Source organism: Pedobacter terrae, from assembly GCF_900100705.1.
GTDB classification, from domain to species: domain Bacteria; phylum Bacteroidota; class Bacteroidia; order Sphingobacteriales; family Sphingobacteriaceae; genus Pedobacter; species Pedobacter terrae.
Genome location: NZ_FNCH01000004.1, coordinates 328,372 through 349,503, shown reverse-complemented (window position 1 = coordinate 349,503; position 21,132 = coordinate 328,372). Strand labels below are relative to the sequence as shown.

Below are 21,132 nucleotides of genomic sequence, written 5' to 3'. Positions count from 1 at the left end.
ATGTATTTTTGCCCATGTTGTATTTAGGTGTGGTAACTCAAATATAACAGCACAAAGGGTAGCTTTTATCGCTACCCTTTTTTTATAAGCAAAAAATATTTTCTCCGGACAACAGTGAACTTGTTTCAGCATCTTAACTTAAACAACTGCCCATTTCTTAACGGAGATGGGCTTTTTTTTGAGGTAATTTCGCTATTGCGAGGAGGCTATCTATCCGTGGCGTTCCGAGGGATTCGACAGAATAAGGAATAGAAAAGAGCTTAAACTCGCTTATTGTTGAATTAAATCCAATACAGCAATTCTTAGACATTGCGCTAAATGCTACGGACAGCTTAAACAACCCGCGATAATAACGTATGTTTATTAACTTTGGTGAAACAACTCATTACCAATGATCAACTTCCTAAACATCTCCTACCTCCAATCTGGAAACGAGAAGCAAAAGAAAGCTTATCAGGTTTTAACAAATAATAAAGTTTTAGAAAAACTATCCCCATATCAGCCTATTTTAGTCGGCACGATACCCATCAATATAGACATTAAAAATAGTGACCTGGATATCATCTGCTACGTGGAGGATAAAATAGCGTTTGCCAAGGAACTTACCGATTACTTCAGGCACAAAGAAGGCTTTAAAATTACCGGGAACGCAAATTTTAAATCTATAAAAGCTAATTTCTTTATAGATGGTTTCGAATTTGAAATATTTGGACAATCCCTGCCAACGAAAGCGCAAAATGCTTACCGCCATATGTTAATCGAATATCAAATACTTTTAGAAAAAGGAGAAGTTTTCAGGCAGGAAATTATTTCCTTAAAAAAACAGGGCTATAAAACCGAACCAGCATTTGCAAAACTATTGGGGCTTGAAGGTAATCCGTACGAAGAATTACTAAAATTGGAGTCTTAGCGAGACGCTAAGACTAGCTTAGGGCACAATGTTATGAAGGAGGTATCGTCATTCCCAACTTGATTGGGAATCGTAATGCCTTAGTAGGACTTGTAGGTTACATTAAGATTCCCGCATGCGCGAGAATGACGGCCAATTATACAAATACTCTATTCTCATCTGAGATTCGTATTTCATCATATCATACATAAAATATTATATTTGGAATACAAAACCAGATATACCATGAAACTCTACTATGTAATTTTATTGCTCATTATATTAAGCAGCACCTCAGTATTTGCCCAAAAAAGCCTCTTTAATGGCAAAGATTTAAAGGGCTGGCATGTAGATGTGCCCGCAATGGATAGCAAACCAGACACCGTTAATCCGTTTGTTGTGCGCAATGGCATGCTGGTGAGTTTAGGTACACCAGGCGGGCATTTAATAACCGATAAAATTTATAAAAATTACCAGCTAACTGTACAATACCGCTTTGCCGGAAAGCCTGGCAACTGTGGCGTTTTGGTACATTCATCCACTCCGCGGGTGCTGTATGGTATGTTTCCAAAATCGCTGGAAGTCCAGATGCAACACAAAGATGCAGGCGATTTTTGGTGTATTGAGGAAGACATTACTGTACCTGATATGGTGAGCAGACGTGGACCAAAAGAAAACTGGGGCGTAAATGGTGATAAACTGCGCCGCATAAAAAATTTAACAGACGATAGTGAAAAACCAGTTGGCGAGTGGAACACCATGATAATACAATGCCTGAACAACGAAGTTAAAGTTTGGGTAAATGGCGCCTTAGTAAATTATGGCACAAACTGTACTGCAAGCAGCGGACAGATTGCTTTACAGGCAGAAGGTAGTGAAGTAGAGTTTAAACAGCTGGATCTGAAACCGATTAAAGCACTCTCTAAATCTTAAATAGAGTCGTCACTTCGACCGTAGTGCCTGCCCGTACAGGCGGGGAGAAATCTTTAGATTAAACCTTAGGAAAAAATCTCTATTCCGTTTTGCTCCAGTCGAGATGGCAAAGGATGACGTCACAATATCTGCGCCGCAACTTAATCCTTAAAACACAAAACAGAAAAATAAGTTCCCAAAACAATACTCCAAAACTTATTATCCTGCAAACCCAACCAATTTACATAATGAATGGCCTGTGAAAATTCGATAACAAAAGAGAAAATCAATACACCTAAAGCAAGTCTCTTATTATTGGTCATTAAGAATATTCTGAAGAATGCATAAATTAATACAACCACTAAAACATCACCACCAAAAGGCCGGATAAATGCATCGTGAAGATATTTAGCGATTAAAATTTCCATAAAGAATATCGCTAAAAAAATGAAGAGAAATTTTAAGTTAAGCGTTAATTTCATTTTTTGGCATAAAAAAAGAAGTCAGGTTTTTACAGCGCATTGGCCATTAAAAACTTGACTTCTTTATCAATATATTATGTCCCGATTAATTGGGATTTAGGCTTAAACGCCTAATAACAGTCTGGCTGGGTCTTCTAATAATTGTTTCACACGAACCAGGAAACCAACTGACTCACGTCCGTCGATAATTCTGTGATCGTAAGATAAAGCAACATACATCATCGGACGAATTACCACCTCACCTTTTTCAGCTACCGGACGTTCAACAATGTTGTGCATGCCTAAAATAGCCGATTGTGGTGCATTGATAATCGGGGTCGACATCATTGAACCAAATACCCCACCATTGGTGATCGTAAATGTTCCACCAGTCATTTCTTCAATGGTTAATTTGCTATCACGTGCTTTTAAAGCCAATTCTAATACCGATTTTTCAATCTGGGCTAAAGTCATGCTTTCTGCGTTACGGATAACGGGTACCACTAAACCTTTTGGTGCAGAAACAGCAATAGAAATATCAGCAAAATCATTGTATACCAATTCTTCACCTTCAATACGACCATTTACAGCAGGGAAATCTTTTAAAGCTTCGGTAACGGCTTTTGTGAAAAAGCTCATAAAACCTAAACCAACGCCAAATTTCTCTTTAAACTGATCTTTATATTTTCCGCGTAAGTCCATAATTGGCTTCATGTTAACCTCGTTGAAGGTAGTTAACATTGCAGTTTCATTTTTAACGGCAACCAAACGTTTTGCAACAGTTCTACGCAGTGGAGACATTTTCTCGCGGCGTTCGCCACGGCTACCTGCAGGAGCAGCAGCTGCAACCGGCGCACTTGCTTTTGGTGCTTCAGCTTTTTTACCCGCTTCAGCCTTCACAGCATCATCTTTGGTAATACGACCATCAACACCCGTACCTTTTACAGCTGATGAATCGATGCCTTTTTCGGCAAGGATTTTACCTGCAGCAGGTGAAGGCGTACCTGTAGCATAACTTTCGCCTGATTTCTCAGCAACTGGAGCCGCAGTTTTTTCTTCAGCAACAACTGCCTTTTCTTCAACTTTCGGAGCTTCAGCTTTGGCAGGGGCTGCACCACCATCTTCAATTTTACAAACTACTGCACCGATGGCTAAAGTATCACCTTCGGCTGCTATGGTTTTTAAAGTTCCAGCTTGTTCTGCGGTTAATTCGAATGTTGCTTTATCCGACTCCAATTCGGCTATAACTTCATCCATTTCAACAACATCACCATCGTTTTTTATCCAACGTGATAAAACAACTTCTGTTATCGACTCACCAACTGGTGGAACTTTTATCTCTAAACTCATATTTTTAAAATTGGTAATTTTTGTTGTTATATGTTTAAGATTCAAAAGTTACAGTATTCCCGGCTCTTAACCTAGACCTTTTACCCTCGAATCTTTAATTAAATTAATCCGCTTCAGCTAATTTCTTGTTGGCCTTTTTAGCTTTATCTTTAACTTCTTCTTCCTTTATAGAAACCTCTAGAGCATTAGCTAAAATATAGGCTTGTTGATTAGCATGTTGTTTAGCAAAACCGGTAGCAGTACTGCTACTTTCTTTTCTCGATATTACATCAATGCCTTTCAAGCCTGTTTTGTATAATTTGCGGAAAAGGTATGGCCATGCACCCATGTTTTCCGGTTCTTCCTGTACCCAGAAAATTTCATCTGCATTTTTATATTTTGCCTTAATGCCTTCCATCTGATCAACCGGTGTTGGGTATAATTGTTCAACACGAACGATAGCAACATGTTTTACCTGGTCTGCCTGCTGTTTTTCTAATAGTTCATAGTAAATTTTACCGCTACAGAAAACAATACGCGTTACCTCTGCCACTTTAACATTTACATCATCAATTACTTCTTTAAAACCACCTTCGGTAAACTCTTCTAATTTAGAAACACAAGCCGGGTGGCGTAATAAACTTTTAGGGGTAAACACCACCAAAGGTTTACGGAAATCGCGTTTAAACTGGCGACGTAAAACATGGAAGAAATTTGCAGGAGTAGTACAATTGGTTACCTGCATATTGTAATCTGCACAAAGCTCCATAAAACGCTCAATACGTGCTGATGAGTGCTCAGGTCCTTGTCCTTCGTAACCGTGAGGCAATAACATTACCAAACCATTTTCACGTTGCCATTTGGTTTCAGCACTTGCAATATATTGATCAACAACAATTTGGGCACCATTAAAGAAATCACCAAACTGTGCTTCCCAGATGGTTAATGCATTCGGATTGGCCATGGCATATCCATATTCGAAACCTAAAACACCGTACTCTGATAAGTGCGAATTGTAAATATCAAATGATGCCTGTTGATCTGAGATATTTGCCAACGGTACATATTCTTCCTCACTGTCTTCAAGCGTTAATACGGCATGACGGTGAGAGAATGTACCACGCTCTACATCCTGACCACTTAAACGAACACGTTTACCTTCTGATAACAAAGTACCATAAGCCAGCTGCTCGCCCATGGCCCAATCGAAAACAAGCGTTTCGTTAACCATTTTGGTACGCTCTGCAAATAATTTTTCAATTTTTTTGAAGAACTTTTTATTTGATGGTAAAGTGGTAATGCGTTTACCAATTTCCAATAAAGTACTTTTTTTAACTGCGGTAACCGGTGAAGCTTCGAAATCTTTAGGTGTCGCCATCCGCAGATCTGCCCATGCACCACCGAATTTAACTTCGCTGTCGCTGGCTACAAATTCTTTAGCTTCATTTAATCGCTCCTGCAAAATACCACGGAAATCTTTTTCCATCTCTTTGGCTAAACCAGCTTCCAACTTACCTTCTTTGGTTAACTGATCGATATATATTTCCCTTGGGTTAGGGTGTTTTTCGATCGTTTTGTATAATAATGGCTGAGTAAATTTAGGCTCATCAGACTCATTGTGACCGAAGCGACGGTAGCAAAGAATGTCAATAAAAACATCGTTTTTATATTTCTGACGGTATTCCATCGCCAGGTTAATCGCATAAACCAAAGCTTCAGGATCATCACCATTTACGTGGAAAACCGGAGACAAAGTTACTTTAGCAATATCGGTACAGTAAGTACTGGTACGGGCATCTTTATAGTTGGTGGTAAAACCAATCTGGTTATTAATTACCAGGTGAATGGTGCCCCCTGTTTTGTAACCTTCGAGGCCAGCCATCTGAATGACTTCATAAACAATACCTTGTCCGGCAACTGATGCGTCACCATGAATCAAAATCGGCGCTAAACGACTGTTGTCGCCACCATATTTGAAATCGATTTTAGAACGGCTCATGCCTTCTACCACACCATCAACTGTTTCCAAGTGTGATGGATTAGGACATAAACTTAAGTGAACACTTTTGCCCGATACGGTAGCAACATCTGTAGAATAGCCTAAATGGTATTTTACGTCACCACCATATGGGGTATCAGGGCTGTAACTTTTACCTTCAAATTCAGCAAAAATATCTTTGTATGTTTTCTGCATGATGTTGGCCAACACGTTCAAACGACCGCGGTGTGCCATACCGATAACAAATTCTTCGATTCCCAGTTCTGCTCCTTTTTCGATTACCGAATCCAAAGCAGGGATCAAAGCTTCTGCACCTTCTAACGAAAAACGTTTTTGACCTAAGAATTTTGTACCTAAGAAATTTTCGAAACTTACCGCTTCGTTTAATTTCCGAAGAATGCGTTTTTTCTCATCAATAGAGAAGTTAGGGGTATTACGTGCACTTTCCATTTTTTGCTGAATCCAGTTCAACACTTCTGGTGTACGTAAAAATTTAAACTCGGCTCCGATAGAGCCAGCATATGTTTGTTTTAAAAAGGCTACAATATCTTTCAATTTTGCTGCACCAATGCCAATCTCCATGCCAGAGTTGAAAACAGTTTCCAGATCAGCATCAGATAATCCAAAATTTGCAAGATCTAATGTTGGCAAATGTTTGCGTCGTTCGCGAACTGGATTGGTGTGTGTAAATAAGTGCCCACGGCTACGATAGCCATCAATCAGATTTAAAACATTAACCTCTTTTAAAAAGTGTTCTGGCGTTTCTGCTGCTACTGCAGGAGCCTCAGATCCCCTTCCAAAATCAAAACCTTCAAAAAATTTCTGCCAACCAAACTCAACAGATGCCGGATCTTGTTGATAGGATTGATATAAAGACTCTATATATTCGGCGTTTGCGCCATTAAGATAAGATAATTTATCCATTATTAACTGTTTACTGTAAGCATTACAAAATTAGAATTTTACCTTATATAAATGGCAAAAATCTCGATTAAAATAAATGAGCAGGTTTTAAATTTGCGAGTGCGTAAATGAGTTGGCCTTGTATACAAAAAACGGGTAAAACCTGTTAAAATTCAACTACCCAAATGCGCTCATTTGACACACGGTAATTTTATCATTCAATCCTCACAACTATGATGCCCAAGTTATAGCGTAATTGCCTTTCGGGTCGAGATTTTTGATATTTTTATCCAGATCGAAAACACTTTTGGATTTTTGATCATTCCCTACACCGGCTACATTTGCCCAATTGCCCCAATTGCTTGCAGGATTATAATCAATCAATTTTTCTTCAAAATAGGCGGCGCCCAAAACCCAGCTTACCTCTAAATTATTGATCAGGTAAAGCGCTGCCGTTTGTCGGGCAATATTAGAAATAAAACCGGTTTGATTTAATTCAGTCATCACCGCATCTACTACCGCAAAACCAGTTTGCGCATTGCGCCATTTATTAAAATTCTCCTGCTCGTTTGTTACATCGACCAAACCCTGGCTACCAAATCCATCTGGACTAAAAAACGTATTACCGTATTTTTTGAACATGAAACGGAAATAATCTCTCCAAAGCAGGCCTAATAAGATATGATTGAACATGGCTTTGGTATTGGGCACACTTTCCATCTTTTTAATTTCCCAGTACACTTTACGCGGAGATAAACTGCCCATAGCCAACCAGGCAGAAAGTTTCGAAACAAGAATTAAATTCTTGGTTGTTGCAGCTTGTTGCATGGCTAAAATCACCTTTTGAAGGTGAGCCAAACCTTCTGCTTCTCCACCGGTAAATTCGAAATCGGCACGCTGATCTTTTTGCTGAGGTAAAAGATTAAGGTCTTCCAATGAGGATAATGTACCCCAATCGATCACTTCGGCTACATTGATCCGATCTGGCGCTGCAAAACAGGGTTTGATAATCGAATCGCGCTCAATTTTCTTTTTAAACTGGTTAAAAGCATCCGGAATATCCTTAATAGGAAAAGGCAAATCTTCCTTATTATATAAAGTATGACCGATAAAATGTTTAAGGTTGATCCGTAATTTCCAAAGTGCGTTTTCTACCAGCGTTGAAATATGCGTTTCTTCGCGTGCTACCTCCCGGTGATGGTAAACTTCGGTAATCTCATATTCCTGCACAAGTTGAGGAATAATATCTTCAGGCTTGCCTTCAGCAATCAGCAAGTTACCGCCAATCTGTTTTAACGCATTGCGTAAGCCTAAAACACTTTCTAAAATAAACTGCGCTCTGATATTACCTGTTTTTAAGGTACCGTATTTGGTTTCGCCAAAAGAACGGCGATCAAGAATGTAAACAGGTAAAATCGAATCAGATTTAGCAATTGCTTCCACCAGCATTTCATTATCATGCAAGCGAAGATCATTTCTAAACCAGACTAAAATTTTTTTGGACATTTTTTATCGAAAAGGTTGTAAGAACGCTTTACAAATTTACCTTATTTTTCTACTTCATCAAACCGCTAAGTAATTCTTTACAAATAGGAAACAAAAGAATTAGAGCCAGATTAATGCATTTTAGAATCCTACTCACAAACCCTTTTGCATCTTTGGTGTTTAAAAAAGATGGCAAAAAAGATTCTGATTACCGGCGCTACAGGACTTGTGGGTACTGAACTAGAAAAACACTTGCTAAGCAAGGGTTATGAGGTGAATACACTTTCGCGGAAGAAAGATAATGATCCGAATAATTATGTGTGGGATGTTTATAAAGGAACTATTGATGCTGGCTGTTTGAACGGCGTTGATACCATTGTGCATTTAGCGGGAGAGCCGGTTGCTGATAAGAAATGGACCGATGAACGCAAAAAACAGATTATCGATAGCCGTGTAAAATCGACAGAATTACTTTTTGAAACGATAAAATCTAAGCCGGACCTTCAGCTAAAAGCGTTTATTTCTGCTTCGGCCGTTGGTTTTTATGGCGATTGTGGTGACGAGATTTTAACTGAAGAAAGTCTTAAAGGTTATGGCTTTTTAGCAGATTGCTGCAAACTTTGGGAAGACGCGGTAGATGAAGGCAAAAAATTGAGCCTCAGGATTGTAAAACTTCGCACCGGAATTGTGCTAAGCAATGATGGGGGCGCCTTACCCCAACTGGATAAACCGGTAAAATTATTTGTTGGGGCTGGTTTAGGTACCGGAAAACAATGGACACCCTGGCTACACATAAACGACATGGTGGAAATGTATATCGAAGCCATCGAAAACCTGAAAATGGAGGGCTGTTACAATGCCTGTGCACCTTTTCCGGTAACCAATGCTGCTTTAACCAAAGCCATTGCCAAACAACTCCGCCGACCATTCTGGCCAATTAAAGTACCTAAAAAAGCATTAGAATTATTATTGGGTGAACGTGTAGATGCTGTTCTGATGAGCAATAATACCTCCGCACAAAAGATTTTAGATGCAGGATTCAAATTTAAATTCACACATTTGGAGGATGCTTTGCAGGAGTTATATAAATAGGTTAATCGGTTAACTGTTTAAATTGGTTAATTGTTAACCGCAAATTGAAAACTAAATTAGTGGTCAATCGGTTAATTGACGCCAAATGCCTAGCGCTAAACGCTTAAAATCATCTAGACTCTATTAACAACCTGTATATAAATGACTTCAATATCAATTTTTTGGTTCCGTCGCGATTTACGTTTAGCAGATAATGCAGCTTTATATCATGCGCTAAAAGGCGATTATCCGGTTTTGCCACTTTTTATTTTTGACCAGAATATACTGGATAAACTACCAAAAGACGATGCACGTGTAACCTTCATTTATGAAACCATTGAAGAGTTAAAGAAAGAACTTCAGCAGCAAGGATCAGATTTACTGGTAAAATACGGAAAACCCGAGAAAATATGGCCGGAGATTTTAAAGGGATACCAGGTTAAGGAGGTATACACCAATCATGATTATGAGCCCTATGCCCGCGAACGTGATGATAATATGGCTGAGTTTTTAACAAGCGAAAAAATTGTGTTTAAAACCTATAAAGACCAGGTTATTTTTGAAAAGAACGAAATTTTAAAAGCAGACAAAACGCCTTATACCGTTTTTACCCCCTTTTATAAACAATGGCATGCCAAACTGAACGACTTTTATATAAAGGCTTATCCAACTAAAAAGTATTTTAAAAATCTGCTACAAACAAAACATCTGTCCAGCCCGGATTTGAAAGAAATGGGCTTTGAAAAGAGCAAGCTGGATTTCCCGAAAATAAATTACAAAAACAAGCTCGACGATTATGCAAAAGAACGCGATTTTCCTGCGCTTGATGGCACCACACATATTGGTTTGCATTTACGTTTTGGAACCTTAAGTATTCGGAAAGCCGTTAAAGATGCATTGGAAGCAAAATCGAATGTCTGGCTTTCGGAACTGGCCTGGCGGGAATTCTACATGACGATACTCTGGCATTTCTCCTATTCGGCTTTCGATTCGTTTAAAAAACAATATGATAAAATTAAGTGGCGTAACAATGAAGAGGAATTTAAGGCCTGGCGCGAGGGCAATACCGGCTATCCTATTGTTGATGCAGGCATGCGCCAGCTGAACCAAACCGGCTGGATGCACAACCGAGTAAGAATGATTGTGGGTAGTTTTTTAACCAAACATTTACTGATTGACTGGCGCTGGGGAGAAACTTATTTTGCCGAAAAATTATTGGATTATGAAATGGCAAGTAATGTGGGTGGCTGGCAGTGGGCCGCAGGATCTGGAAACGATGCCGCACCTTATTTCAGGGTTTTCAACCCCGAACTGCAGACCAAAAGATTTGATCCTAAATTTGAATATATTAAAAAATGGGTACCAGAATTTGGCACAAAAAAATATACCCAACCAATAGTTGAGCATACTTTTGCAAGGGAAAGGGTTTTAAAAGTTTTTAAAGAAGCTTTATCTAATTCGTAACCTTTACAATTTCTATATCGAAATCCAATACGGCGTTGGGTGGAATAGTATTAGATCCACCTCGTTTATAAGCCAGATCAGAAGGGATGAACATTCTGAACTTTGTACCAACAGGAAACTTAGGAATTAAGGTTTTCCATCCTTGAATTATAGCAGTATTACTAGACAAGGTAGTAGAGAAGGTTCCAGTAGTATTTGAATCAAATGAGGAACCATCCAAAAATCGCCCAGTATAGTTTATAACTACAGTACTTAATTCTGGATCTATAGCTGCACCTGTTCCCAGTGTATTAATAATATAATATATTCTACTATTGTCCTTGGTAGCTGTTAAATTCTTGCTAGATAAAAAATTTAATATTCTAGCATCATCCAATAACGACTGTTTATAGTATGGATAAGTTTTAATGATAAAATCAAGGTTTTCGTTTGAAGGGATCGAGCCTACACCATTTCTACCAAAGGCCAAATATGATGGCAACAAAATCCTGGCTGTACCTCCTGGTTTTAATTTAAGCACAGCAGTTCTTAATGCGGGTATATTATAAGTAGTTGATGATAAAGAGCCCTGATTAAAGCTATTCAAATACCCAACCAAAGTATTTAAGTTACCATTTAAGGGTGACTGGAGATAAGTTGTTCCACTCGCCAGAGATTTAACGGTTACATCGTACAATACTGAATCTGAATTTAAGAAAAGCGCACCATCAGTAGGATTTGTAACCTGATAATAAAATCCTGATTTAGCAGAATCAGGTACCATTTGTGTTAAATTATTCTTTGATATATATGCCTTTATAGCTGCATCATCTACAGTTTGTGCGGTATCATATTCCTTTGTGCACGAGCTGAAAACTACAGTTGCCAGTAAAATTGCGAATAGGCTAAGTTTAGTAAAGTTGTTCATTTATTATTGTACGTCTGTAAGTGTTATGGTAAAATCTAGTACTGAATTAGCAGGAACTGAAGGTGATGGCGATTGTGTTCCATATGCATAATAAGATGGGATAATTAACCTGATCTTACCACCTTTTTGTATTTTTTGAATCCCAAACTGCCACCCTAAAATAACATTTCCAAGTTTAAAAGTAGCTGGGGTTCCTTTGGAGCTGTCGAAAATAGTACCATTTAATAATCTCCCTTCATAATCTGCAGAGATCACAGTAGAGGTTAAATAACTTGCATTTCCTGATCCGGGAGAAATAATTTGATAAAAAATACCGCTGGCATCTTTTATGGCCGGGACATTATTGGTTTTCACAAATGCAGCTATAGCAGCAGTGTCAGCCTTAAATTGTGGAGTGGGATCGTAAGAATCATCAATAGGCACGTTTTTCTTACAGGCGGTAAAACATCCTGCAAGGCAGATCATGAATATAAAATATTTAAGCTTAACCATTATCCGCAAAAATAAGCTTTTAATGTGGTTGCAACAATTTTTAACCTATTTTAACAATTTTAAGGACCAAAAGGTCAAAGCAAGAACTACATCGCACTAGAACAATTCCTCATGCTGAATTCATTTTACAAGTAGAAACAGTCTTTTTAATTACCTGAACATATTGCTTGGTCAACATTTTGGAACAAAAGACCCTGAAATAAATTCAGGGTGACGATTTCTTTAAATCAAAATACTATTCATCTATTAAGAGATAATGTTAATTATCACATTCAGCTTATTGTACATTTGATAATTGAATATTAAAATCCAATACAGAATTTCCGGGAATGGGGCCAACTGCATTACTGCCATAGCCTAAACCTGGCGGAACAATTAATCTGATTTCGCCACCTTTCTGGATTTTAGGAATACCAATACGCCAGCCTTGAATCAGCTCTGCAAGATTAAAAGTTTGTTCTTTACCTCCGCCATTATCAAATACATTTCCGTTTAACAACTTACCCTCATATTTGATGGTGATCTTGGTATCACCTGGATAAGTAAAGGATCCCGAACCAGGTTTAATGATCTGATAATATAAACCAGAATCATCTCTAATGGCATTAATATTATTTTTTTTGATAAAATCCGTAATCTGCTTTTCGGGATCTTCGTCTTTCTTACAAGATGAAATAACAGCAACACTTAAAAAAAGGATAGTAAGTAATCTAAATTTAATCATACGCGAAAATAGGATTTTACTACCAAAAAGTTTCGATTATTAATTCAGGTTTAAATGGCCCCTGTAAAATATTTTCAATTCAGAGTCGTTACCCTGAACCGAGCCTTGGCGAGCTCACCCAAGGTAATTCATTTCAGGGTCTTTCATGCTAAAAATATGCTGAAATAAATTCAGCATGACGAATGGGTCAATATCAATCGCTTTAACAACACCATTTTTAACAAATAAATGTTGCATAAGGATCTATGGTTATCAGCCTTATAATACTATTAAGCAAAATTAAAAAGGGTTTAAGGTTTAGGTTATGCACCCAATCCTTAAACCCTTCACCTTTCAGCCTTCTACCTTAAAAAATATATTTATTCGCTTCAATCAATTGCTGTGCAACTCTTTGACGGGCATCTTTAACATTAAAAGGTTCAACTTTTGTAAAGCGGCGTAACCCTACCTGCATCATACGTAATTCATCGCCCTCTGCAAAAGCCCAAAGCGCTTCTTTACCTGCTTTGGCTATGCCATCTACTGCTTCTACCATGTAAATACGCAATAAATCCAGCTGTCCTGCACAAGCTTCTTCACCGCGGGTATGTACCAGTTTTTCTGTCCTCAGCAAAGCCGATTCAAGTACATAAACGTAACTGGCCATGTCGGCAATGTTCATTAAAATTTCCTGTTCTTTGCTCAAGGTCATCATTAATTTTTGAACCGCAGCGCCAGCTACCATTAACGTTGCCTTTTTCAGATTCGACAGCACTTTTTTCTCTGCAGCGAATAAGGTATCATCCTCTTCACCAAAATCAGGGATGCTCATCAGCTCGGCGGCAACTGCTGTAGCAGGCGTCATTAGATCAAGCTCACCTTTCATGGCGCGTTTCAGCATCATGTCAACCGTTAACAAGCGGTTAATTTCGTTTGTTCCTTCAAAAATCCGGTTAATACGCGCATCCCGGTAAGCCCGATCCATTGGTGCATCGGCACTAAAACCCATACCACCATAAATCTGCACACCTTCATCTACCGTATAATCCAAAGCTTCAGAACCCCATACTTTTAAAATGGCACATTCTACCGCAAATTGCTCTACAGACTTCAATCTTGCTTTGCCAGATTCCATCCCACCTGCAACCAATTGATCGTAAGTATCATCAATATTTTGTCCTGCACGATAGTTTGCGGCATCAACGGCATAAAGCTTAGATGCGATTTCTGCAATTTTAAAACGGATGGCACCGTATTTCGAAATCGGGCGACCAAACTGGATCCGCTCATTTGAATAGTTAATCGCGGTATTCAAAGTTGCTTTCGATGCTCCGATAGCAGCTGCAGATAATTTGATGCGGCCTATGTTTAAAATATTTACTGCGATTTTGAAACCGTTTTCACGCTCACTTAACATGTTCTCAACTGGTACAGGGCAATCGTTAAAGAAAACCTGACGGGTTGAAGAACCTTTAATCCCCATTTTATGCTCTTCCGGATTCATGGTGATGCCACCGAAATCTTTCTCCACAATAAATGCAGTTAAGTTTTTATCATCGTCTATTTTGGCAAACACAATGAAAATATCAGCAAAGCCACCATTGGTAATCCACATTTTCTGACCATTGATGATGTAGTGTTTACCATCATCACTCAATTTAGCCTTTGTTTTACCAGAGTTCGCATCCGAACCAGAGTTTGGTTCGGTTAGGCAATAAGCAGCCTTCCATTCACCTGAACCGAGTTTAGGAATATACTTTGCTTTTTGCTCTTCGTTACCATAGTATAAAATGGGTAATGTACCAATTCCGGTATGGGCAGAAAGCGCAACAGCGAAAGAGTGGCCTGCACCCACCACATCTGCAACCAACATGGAAGTATTAAAATTTTTGCCAAAACCGCCGTACTCTTCTGGTACGGAAACGCCAAGAATACCCAGTTCGCCAGCTTTGGTTAATAGGGTTGGCATCAACTCAGGATCTTCCTGCTTATCAATTTTATCTAAATTGGGATAAACCTCAGCCGCCAGAAAATCGCGACAGGTTTGTGCAATCATCTGCTGCTCTTCGTCAAATTCTTCAGGGATAAATACTTCCTGATAAGTGGTATCTTTAATTAAGAATTCGCCACCTTTAATTGTCTTTTTTTCAGTTGTTTCCATTGTTATGAGATTTGAGAGATGAGATCTGAGATTTGAGACCTGCCCAAATTCAAACTCAAATCATTAATGTTATCTTTTTTAAGATTCGTCATGCTGAACTTGTTTCAGCATCAATTTACGATAAAGACCCTGAAACAAGTTCAGGGTGACGATCACATTGAAATACTTTAAATATCCTAGCTTACTTTAATTGGCTTCTAAATCTAAAGAAGCTCAAAAATCCCAGCTGCACCTTGTCCGGTTCCTACGCACATGGTTACCATTCCGTATTTTTTGTTCTGCCTCTTCAGCTCGTTCATGATCTGCACAGTCAGTTTTGCCCCGGTACAGCCTAGTGGATGTCCTAATGCAATTGCGCCTCCGTTTACGTTAATCACATCTGGGTTTAAATCCAATGTTCTGATTACCGCCAATGATTGCGAAGCAAAGGCTTCATTCAGTTCTATCAAATCGATATCTTCCTTTTTCAATCCGGCTTGTTTCAATGCTTTTGGAATTGCCTCAATCGGACCAATACCCATAATACGTGGCGGAACACCTGCAATACCGTAACTTACTAATCTGGCAATCGGCTCAGCATTTAATTCCTTCATTTTCTTTTCAGACACTACTAAAACAAACGCAGCTCCATCTGATGTTTGCGATGAATTACCGGCAGTTACACTTCCTACCGCATCGAATACAGGTTTCAGTTTCGCCAACTTTTCTAGCGTTGTATCTGCACGTGGGCCCTCATCAGTATCCACCACATAAGAACGGGTTTTCTTTTTAAGGTTGTCATCCAAATAGTTTTCATTTACCGTTATCGGCAGGATGCCATCTTTTAAATGACCGTTTTTTATGGCGTGAATAGCTTTTTCATGAGATTTTAATGAAAAGGCATCCTGATCTTCACGGCTCACGTTATATTCTTTGGCCACGGCTTCGGCGGTTAAGCCCATGCCCCAATACCAGTCTGGATTATTTTTTGCCACCTCAGCATTTGGCACCAGTTTCCAGCCACCAAAAGGCATTCCACTCATAACCTCTACCCCACCTGCAATGATACAGTCGGCCATGCCTGCTTTAATTTTGGCAACTGCAGTAGCAATGGTATCTAAGCCTGATGCGCAGTACCGATTTACGGTAACACCTGGTACTTTATCAGTATCCAGCCCCATCAAAGAGATCATACGGCCAATATTCAGGCCCTGCTCTGCCTCTGGCGTAGCATTACCCACAATTACATCATCAATCTGTTCGTTATCTAAATTCGGAACTGATGCTACCAAAGCCCTGATTACTTCTGCGGCTAAATCATCAGCTCTTGTAAAACGGAATACGCCACGGGGTGCTTTACCCACTGCTGTACGATATCCGGCTATAATATATGCTTCCATTTTTTAAGATTTGAGATCTGAGAATTGGGATTTGAGACCTGCTCAAACCAATAACTCAAATCGATTATTATTTTTTGAGATACCAGATGTGAGACATTAGATTTGAGACGGATAACTTCTAAAATCTAGTGTCTCATATCTCATGTCTTTTTATTAATTTTCTTATCCAGCATCTGCTGAAAACCGTAAGTCATTTTTTGTAATTCATCTATTTGGGCAATTAAAGGATCTAAAATTTCAGATTCAAGGATTGCAAGTTTATTAGCAATTACCAATTGAGTTTGCAATTCGTAAGAAGACCCGTTGGCTATGCCTAAAAAATTATTAAATTCTTTGACTGAATTTCTTCCTGCACCTTCGGCAATATTAGATGGGATTGAGACAGCCGCCCTTCGAGATTGACTGATTAAACCAAAGCGCTCATCAGTTGGAAAAGTCGATGTAGCTTTGTAAACATCAACTGCCAGATCAATAGCCTTATTCCAAATTTTTAACTCTTTTAAATTATTCATGTTCTATTATCTTAATTGCCATGCTGTGACCGGTGCAACCTGTCTCAAATCTAACCTCTCCTATCTCACATCTAATTCCTCAACGGTTTACCTTTTGTAATGATACTCTGAATCCGCTCTAACGACTTCCGTTCTCCTGCAAGTGATAAAAACGCCTCTCTTTCCAGATCCAGTAAATATTGTTCGGTTACTTCGGTTGGCGCAGATAAATCGCCACCACACATCACGTAACCTAATTTTTCAGAGATTTTTTTATCATGTTCGGAAATGAAATGTCCGGCATACATGCTATTTGCACCGGCATATACAATTCCCAAACCTTGTTTTCCTAAAACTTTAATATCGTTCCGTGGTACGGGTTTCGTGTAACCAGCATCTGCAAGTTCTATCGCTTTCGCTTTTGCATCGGCCAGTAAACGGTTGCGGTTCATCGAGATCGAAAATTTATCTTTTTGCAGATAACCCAGTTCGTAGGCTTCGTAACCCGAAGTAGAAACTTTAGCCATACCAATGGTTAGAAAGCGATCTTTCAAGGCATTTTGCACAATCTGATCGTCTTTATATTCATCAGATGCACGTAGCGCAAACTCTTTGGTACCGCCACCGCCAGGAATTACCCCTACACCAAATTCAACCAGGCCCATGTAGGTTTCGGCAGAAAGCTGAACGTGATCAGCATGCAAACTGAACTCGCAACCACCGCCTAAGGTTAAATTATGCGGGGCCACCACAACCGGAATAGAAGAATAACGGATGCGCATGGAGGTATTCTGGAACATTTTGATCGCGATGTTCAACTCATCCCATTCCTGCTCTACCGCCATCATAAAAATCATCCCTACGTTAGCACCGGCAGAAAAATTTGCGCCATCATTGCCAATTACCAAACCGCGATAATCTTTTTCAGCCATATCGATAGCTTTATTGATTCCTGAAATTACATCACCGCCAATGGTATTCATTTTGGTATGGAATTCTACATTCAGAATGCCGTCACCCAGATCGATAATGGAAACCCCAGAATTTTTCCACAGCGTTTTATTTTCGCGAAGGTTATCCAGAATGATAAACTCATCTGTTCCAGGTAAGGCTTTATAACTTTTAGAAGGGATATCGTAATATTTTTTAACACCATTCTCAACTTTATAAAACGAAGTATTCCCGGCATCCAGCATTTCATGTACCCAAGCCGCGGCTTTATTGCCATATTGCTCCATTCCTTCTAAGGCATCCTTTACACCAACGGCATCCCACAATTCGAAAGGACCAAGTTCCCAGCCAAAACCTGCCCGCATGGCATCGTCTATACGATATAATTCATCAGAAATTTCAGGGATTCTGTCCGATACATATTCAAATAAACCAAATGAAGAATGGCGGAACAATTCGCCTGCCTTATCTTTTCCTTTGGCAAAAATCTTCATACGCTCACGAAGGTTTTCCACCGGCTTGGTCATTTCTAAAGTCGCCGATTTTACCTTTTGCTGAGGCTTATATTCTAATGTTTTTAAGTCAAGTGCAAGGATTTCGGTTTTACCCTCAGCAGTTTTTGTTTTTTTATAGAAACCCTGTTTAGTCTTGTCGCCAAGCCATTTGTTCTCTTCCATTTTTTGCACGTATGCCGGAAGTTTAAACAAATCATGTGCTTTATCTTCAGGGCAGTTATCATAAAGCCCTTTAGCCACTTTAATCATGGTATCTAAACCCACCACATCCGACGTGCGGAAAGTAGCCGATTTTGGTCTACCCAAAGCTGGTCCTGTAAATTTATCAACTTCTTCTACGGTTAAATCCAATTTTTCGACCAAATGTAAAAGTGCCATAATCGAATAAACACCTACCCTGTTGGCGATAAAAGCCGGAGTATCTTTACATAAAACGGTTGTTTTTCCTAAAAACTTATCACCATAATGCATCAGGAAATCAATGATTTCTGGCTTCGTATGTGGTGTAGGAATAACTTCTAATAATTTTAAATAACGCGGTGGATTGAAAAAATGTGTTCCGCAGAAATGCGATTTAAAATCTTCACTTCTTCCCTCGGCCATTAAATGAATAGGAATACCAGAAGTATTTGAAGTAATTAAGGTGCCTGGTTTACGGAATTGTTCGACCTGTTCGAAAACTTTTTTCTTGATATCAAGATTTTCGACAACCACTTCAATTACCCAATCGTAACCGGCAATTTTCGACATATCATCATCGAAGTTTCCGGTTTTAATTTTATTTAATGCTTTTTTCGTATAAACCGGCGACGGGTTTGTTTTCACAGCGGTTTGCAAAGCAGTATTCACAATCCGGTTTTTTACAGTGGGGTTGTCCAATGACAATCCTTTTGCCTGCTCCTCGGGGCTCAGTTCTTTTGGCGCAATATCCAATAACAATACCTCAACACCAATGTTGGCGAAGTGGCATGCAATACGCGACCCCATAATACCCGACCCTAAAACTGCAACTTTATTAATGCTTCGTTTCATTATCTATTTGCTTTTCATTAGTTTGATAGAAACGTTTTATGATTTGCCTACCAAACAGGTTTGATTACTCTATTTATTAATCTACAGTATAGGCTACTGTAATATCATTTAATTTGATTAACAAGTTAATAAAAGTTTCTTTTTCCTTTTTCGAGAAATGCTCATCGAGATATTCGTTGAATTTTCGAACAACACCCTTGGCCAACTGTTTTTTCTCTTTACCAAAATCAGTTAGAAAAACCTTTACCGAACGTTTATCACCTACAGATGTTTCGCGAAAAATAAGGTTAGCCTCTTCCATGTTATTTAACATACGCGATAAACTCGTTGCCTTAACCCCAAGCAAACCCGCTAGATTTGAAACTGCAGTCCCCTCAACATCATCTATATTGATAAGCATGTAACCAATGGCCTGGGTAATCCCGAAACTGGATGCCATCTGATTGTACTTATTAAACATATTTTGCCAGGCAAACTTTACATGGTAATCTATGGTTTGTTGTTGTTTCATTTTCACTAATTTATTATGCTTGCATAACAAAGCTAATGAATGTATTTTGTTAATGCAATAGAAAAATTTAAAATATTTGTTAAATTTTTCTTATCATAGTCATACACAAAATGAAAACACTTAATATGTATAAAGTAAAACAAATACTCTTGTTTAGTTTCTTTATTTTATGGGCTACCATTTGCCAAAGTCAGGTTTCTTATTTCGGAGAATCCCTTTTAAACAGTCAAAAACTAGAGATTTTTAAAAAAACAACTACCTTATTTACTTTTCAGTATGCGGATTATGATGAGCTGAAGAAATTTGATCAGGCCATTAAAAAAAACTGGACCATTACACCGTATAAAATTATTAAGCCTGAAGAGTTGGCCCGTTATGATACGCTTGCCAACTATTCTGTTTTTTATTTTGATGCTTATACTGAAAAGTCAGACAGTTCTAAAACTGTAAATATTATTTATGCACTGAAGTTACTTACCCCATCTAAAAAACCTAAGATAAAGCAAGAAAGCATATTGGCAACGATTGCTATTTTTGCTGATCCGAATACCAATCTGCTGGTTGAAATGCAGGATCAACTATACGGTACCAAAAGGAGCATAAAAAATAGTATTTTATCCCATTTATATAATAAATCTATTTTTTTTAACTGGTCGTCTGGCCTTTTGCCGGGTTATCTGAAACAGATTAATGATGGATTGCTCGCCAATCAAAACTGTAATATAGATTACCAATTTTACAATAAGATACGCTTACCAGAACTGGCAAAGGAAACACTTTACATACCCGAATATATTAAGCAAGTTTTTTCTTCAAGATTGGCACTTTTACCACCTTCGGGTATTATTGCCGAACCCTATAATTATAAACTTAAGTTTGTATCGTATGAAACGCTGGATAGTTTAATCCTGAATAAAGCCGCGCCGATTAAATACGTAGTTTATACGCAACGTGCTAACGATAAAATAATAAGCGTGTATGATAGCAAGGATGACAAAATTATCTATCAGCGTTTTTATCCGCAATCGCCTAATTTTGAAATGAATGATTTAAGTGAGATTAAGAAAGTGATTGTTTCACTGAAATAAGCTGGTTCAATTATTTATCAAGCTGTCATTCTGAACGAAGTGAAGAATCCTTAAAACAAGGCATGCCGTCTTGTAAATTTCATAGTCCAATAGTACCTAAAACAAGAAAGATCCTTTACTGCGTTTCAATCGACAGAACCCACAATGCGGTCGTCATTCTCGCGTATGCAGGAATCTTAAAACGTTTGCATTAAGATCCCCAATCAAGTTGGGAATGACGATTTCTCGAGGGATATTACCTAATTAAATGTATGGCATAAGAAAATCAGTTACCTCACTAATATTGGTTTTTATAAAACAAATTATTCCTTAGGATGACAATTCGCATTTATAGCCATTAACCAAATCAGCTAGAAACCATACATAAACCTCCTAAACAAAAAAGTCCC

The 21,132-nt window shown here is 38.5% G+C and carries 17 protein-coding genes; 5 read left to right on the top strand and 12 right to left on the bottom strand.

Translation table 11 applies throughout. The annotated features are described in order from the left end of the window. Positions 1–391: 391 nt before the first annotated feature. The gene (locus BLR60_RS07955) at positions 392–910 is read left to right on the top strand and encodes a DUF4269 domain-containing protein (RefSeq protein ID WP_090498526.1); all 519 of its coding nucleotides are present in this window, start codon (positions 392–394) and stop codon (positions 908–910) included. A gap of 225 nt (positions 911–1,135) precedes the next feature. After that, a complete protein-coding gene (locus BLR60_RS07950; RefSeq protein ID WP_090498524.1) occupies positions 1,136–1,822 on the top strand; it encodes a 3-keto-disaccharide hydrolase in 687 nt (228 codons plus the stop codon). Positions 1,823–1,962: 140 nt separating this feature from the next. Here BLR60_RS07950 and BLR60_RS07945 read toward each other — a convergent pair whose 3' ends face one another. The 4 genes from BLR60_RS07945 to BLR60_RS07930 form a co-directional block, all read right to left on the bottom strand. Then, positions 1,963–2,283, bottom strand: a complete 321-nt coding sequence (locus tag BLR60_RS07945) for a ribosomal maturation YjgA family protein (RefSeq protein WP_090498522.1) — start codon at positions 2,281–2,283, stop codon at positions 1,963–1,965. A gap of 102 nt (positions 2,284–2,385) precedes the next feature. Beyond that, complete coding sequence (gene odhB / locus BLR60_RS07940) at positions 2,386–3,612, bottom strand: 2-oxoglutarate dehydrogenase complex dihydrolipoyllysine-residue succinyltransferase (protein WP_090498520.1); 1,227 nt, start codon at positions 3,610–3,612, stop codon at positions 2,386–2,388. A gap of 103 nt (positions 3,613–3,715) precedes the next feature. Then, positions 3,716–6,514, bottom strand: coding sequence for a 2-oxoglutarate dehydrogenase E1 component (locus BLR60_RS07935; RefSeq protein WP_090498518.1), 2,799 nt, complete (start codon positions 6,512–6,514; stop codon positions 3,716–3,718). A gap of 210 nt (positions 6,515–6,724) precedes the next feature. Further along, on the bottom strand, positions 6,725–7,999 hold the full coding sequence (locus BLR60_RS07930; protein WP_090498516.1) for a DASH family cryptochrome: 1,275 nt from the start codon (positions 7,997–7,999) through the stop codon (positions 6,725–6,727). Between the two features lie 168 nt (positions 8,000–8,167). Between BLR60_RS07930 and BLR60_RS07925 the strand changes: the two genes are divergently transcribed. Next, on the top strand, positions 8,168–9,070 hold the full coding sequence (locus tag BLR60_RS07925) for a TIGR01777 family oxidoreductase (protein WP_090498514.1): 903 nt from the start codon (positions 8,168–8,170) through the stop codon (positions 9,068–9,070). Between the two features lie 141 nt (positions 9,071–9,211). Beyond that, positions 9,212–10,513: a cryptochrome/photolyase family protein gene (locus BLR60_RS07920; RefSeq protein WP_090498512.1), complete on the top strand. Its 1,302-nt coding sequence runs from the start codon at positions 9,212–9,214 to the stop codon at positions 10,511–10,513. On the opposite strand, the gene BLR60_RS07915 is transcribed toward BLR60_RS07920, so the two are convergent. The 8 genes from BLR60_RS07915 to BLR60_RS07880 all read right to left on the bottom strand — a co-directional run bounded on the left by BLR60_RS07915 (position 10,503) and on the right by BLR60_RS07880 (position 19,655). Continuing rightward, entirely contained in the window at positions 10,503–11,420 is a 918-nt protein-coding gene (locus BLR60_RS07915; RefSeq protein WP_090498510.1) for an FKBP-type peptidyl-prolyl cis-trans isomerase, read from the bottom strand. The two genes, BLR60_RS07920 and BLR60_RS07915, sit on opposite strands and share 11 nt — an antisense overlap. Positions 11,421–11,423: 3 nt before the next feature. Next, positions 11,424–11,885: an FKBP-type peptidyl-prolyl cis-trans isomerase gene (locus BLR60_RS07910; protein WP_244155612.1), complete on the bottom strand. Its 462-nt coding sequence runs from the start codon at positions 11,883–11,885 to the stop codon at positions 11,424–11,426. 304 nt (positions 11,886–12,189) lie between these two features. Further along, entirely contained in the window at positions 12,190–12,636 is a 447-nt protein-coding gene (locus tag BLR60_RS07905) for an FKBP-type peptidyl-prolyl cis-trans isomerase (protein ID WP_090498508.1), read from the bottom strand. A 346-nt stretch (positions 12,637–12,982) separates the two neighbouring features. Next, positions 12,983–14,776 carry an acyl-CoA dehydrogenase family protein gene (locus tag BLR60_RS07900; RefSeq protein ID WP_090498506.1) on the bottom strand — a complete coding sequence of 598 codons (1,794 nt, stop codon included), beginning with the start codon at positions 14,774–14,776 and terminating at the stop codon, positions 12,983–12,985. Between the two features lie 203 nt (positions 14,777–14,979). Then, positions 14,980–16,155, bottom strand: a complete 1,176-nt coding sequence (locus BLR60_RS07895) for an acetyl-CoA C-acyltransferase (RefSeq protein WP_090498504.1) — start codon at positions 16,153–16,155, stop codon at positions 14,980–14,982. Positions 16,156–16,295: 140 nt separating this feature from the next. Further along, the gene (locus BLR60_RS07890) at positions 16,296–16,667 is read right to left on the bottom strand and encodes a four helix bundle protein (RefSeq protein ID WP_090498502.1); all 372 of its coding nucleotides are present in this window, start codon (positions 16,665–16,667) and stop codon (positions 16,296–16,298) included. Between the two features lie 71 nt (positions 16,668–16,738). After that, positions 16,739–19,144, bottom strand: a complete 2,406-nt coding sequence (locus BLR60_RS07885; protein WP_208600595.1) for a 3-hydroxyacyl-CoA dehydrogenase/enoyl-CoA hydratase family protein — start codon at positions 19,142–19,144, stop codon at positions 16,739–16,741. 76 nt (positions 19,145–19,220) lie between these two features. Next, complete coding sequence (locus tag BLR60_RS07880) at positions 19,221–19,655, bottom strand: MarR family winged helix-turn-helix transcriptional regulator (protein WP_090498498.1); 435 nt, start codon at positions 19,653–19,655, stop codon at positions 19,221–19,223. A gap of 110 nt (positions 19,656–19,765) precedes the next feature. On the opposite strand from BLR60_RS07880, the gene BLR60_RS07875 reads away from it, so the two are divergent. Next, entirely contained in the window at positions 19,766–20,743 is a 978-nt protein-coding gene (locus tag BLR60_RS07875; protein WP_090498496.1) for a hypothetical protein, read from the top strand. Positions 20,744–21,132: the final 389 nt, after the last annotated feature.

What these genes read in the sequence shown, in the direction of transcription:
- BLR60_RS07955 (WP_090498526.1), top strand. Translation starts at nt 392, where the DNA reads ATGATCAACTTCCTAAACATCTCCTACCTCCAATCTGGAAACGAGAAG.
- BLR60_RS07950 (WP_090498524.1), top strand. Translation starts at nt 1,136, where the DNA reads ATGAAACTCTACTATGTAATTTTATTGCTCATTATATTAAGCAGCACC.
- BLR60_RS07945 (WP_090498522.1), bottom strand. Translation starts at nt 2,283, where the DNA reads ATGAAATTAACGCTTAACTTAAAATTTCTCTTCATTTTTTTAGCGATA.
- odhB (WP_090498520.1), bottom strand. Translation starts at nt 3,612, where the DNA reads ATGAGTTTAGAGATAAAAGTTCCACCAGTTGGTGAGTCGATAACAGAA.
- BLR60_RS07935 (WP_090498518.1), bottom strand. Translation starts at nt 6,514, where the DNA reads ATGGATAAATTATCTTATCTTAATGGCGCAAACGCCGAATATATAGAG.
- BLR60_RS07930 (WP_090498516.1), bottom strand. Translation starts at nt 7,999, where the DNA reads ATGTCCAAAAAAATTTTAGTCTGGTTTAGAAATGATCTTCGCTTGCAT.
- BLR60_RS07925 (WP_090498514.1), top strand. Translation starts at nt 8,168, where the DNA reads ATGGCAAAAAAGATTCTGATTACCGGCGCTACAGGACTTGTGGGTACT.
- BLR60_RS07920 (WP_090498512.1), top strand. Translation starts at nt 9,212, where the DNA reads ATGACTTCAATATCAATTTTTTGGTTCCGTCGCGATTTACGTTTAGCA.
- BLR60_RS07915 (WP_090498510.1), bottom strand. Translation starts at nt 11,420, where the DNA reads ATGAACAACTTTACTAAACTTAGCCTATTCGCAATTTTACTGGCAACT.
- BLR60_RS07910 (WP_244155612.1), bottom strand. Translation starts at nt 11,885, where the DNA reads ATGATCTGCCTTGCAGGATGTTTTACCGCCTGTAAGAAAAACGTGCCT.
- BLR60_RS07905 (WP_090498508.1), bottom strand. Translation starts at nt 12,636, where the DNA reads ATGATTAAATTTAGATTACTTACTATCCTTTTTTTAAGTGTTGCTGTT.
- BLR60_RS07900 (WP_090498506.1), bottom strand. Translation starts at nt 14,776, where the DNA reads ATGGAAACAACTGAAAAAAAGACAATTAAAGGTGGCGAATTCTTAATT.
- BLR60_RS07895 (WP_090498504.1), bottom strand. Translation starts at nt 16,155, where the DNA reads ATGGAAGCATATATTATAGCCGGATATCGTACAGCAGTGGGTAAAGCA.
- BLR60_RS07890 (WP_090498502.1), bottom strand. Translation starts at nt 16,667, where the DNA reads ATGAATAATTTAAAAGAGTTAAAAATTTGGAATAAGGCTATTGATCTG.
- BLR60_RS07885 (WP_208600595.1), bottom strand. Translation starts at nt 19,144, where the DNA reads ATGAAACGAAGCATTAATAAAGTTGCAGTTTTAGGGTCGGGTATTATG.
- BLR60_RS07880 (WP_090498498.1), bottom strand. Translation starts at nt 19,655, where the DNA reads ATGAAACAACAACAAACCATAGATTACCATGTAAAGTTTGCCTGGCAA.
- BLR60_RS07875 (WP_090498496.1), top strand. Translation starts at nt 19,766, where the DNA reads ATGAAAACACTTAATATGTATAAAGTAAAACAAATACTCTTGTTTAGT.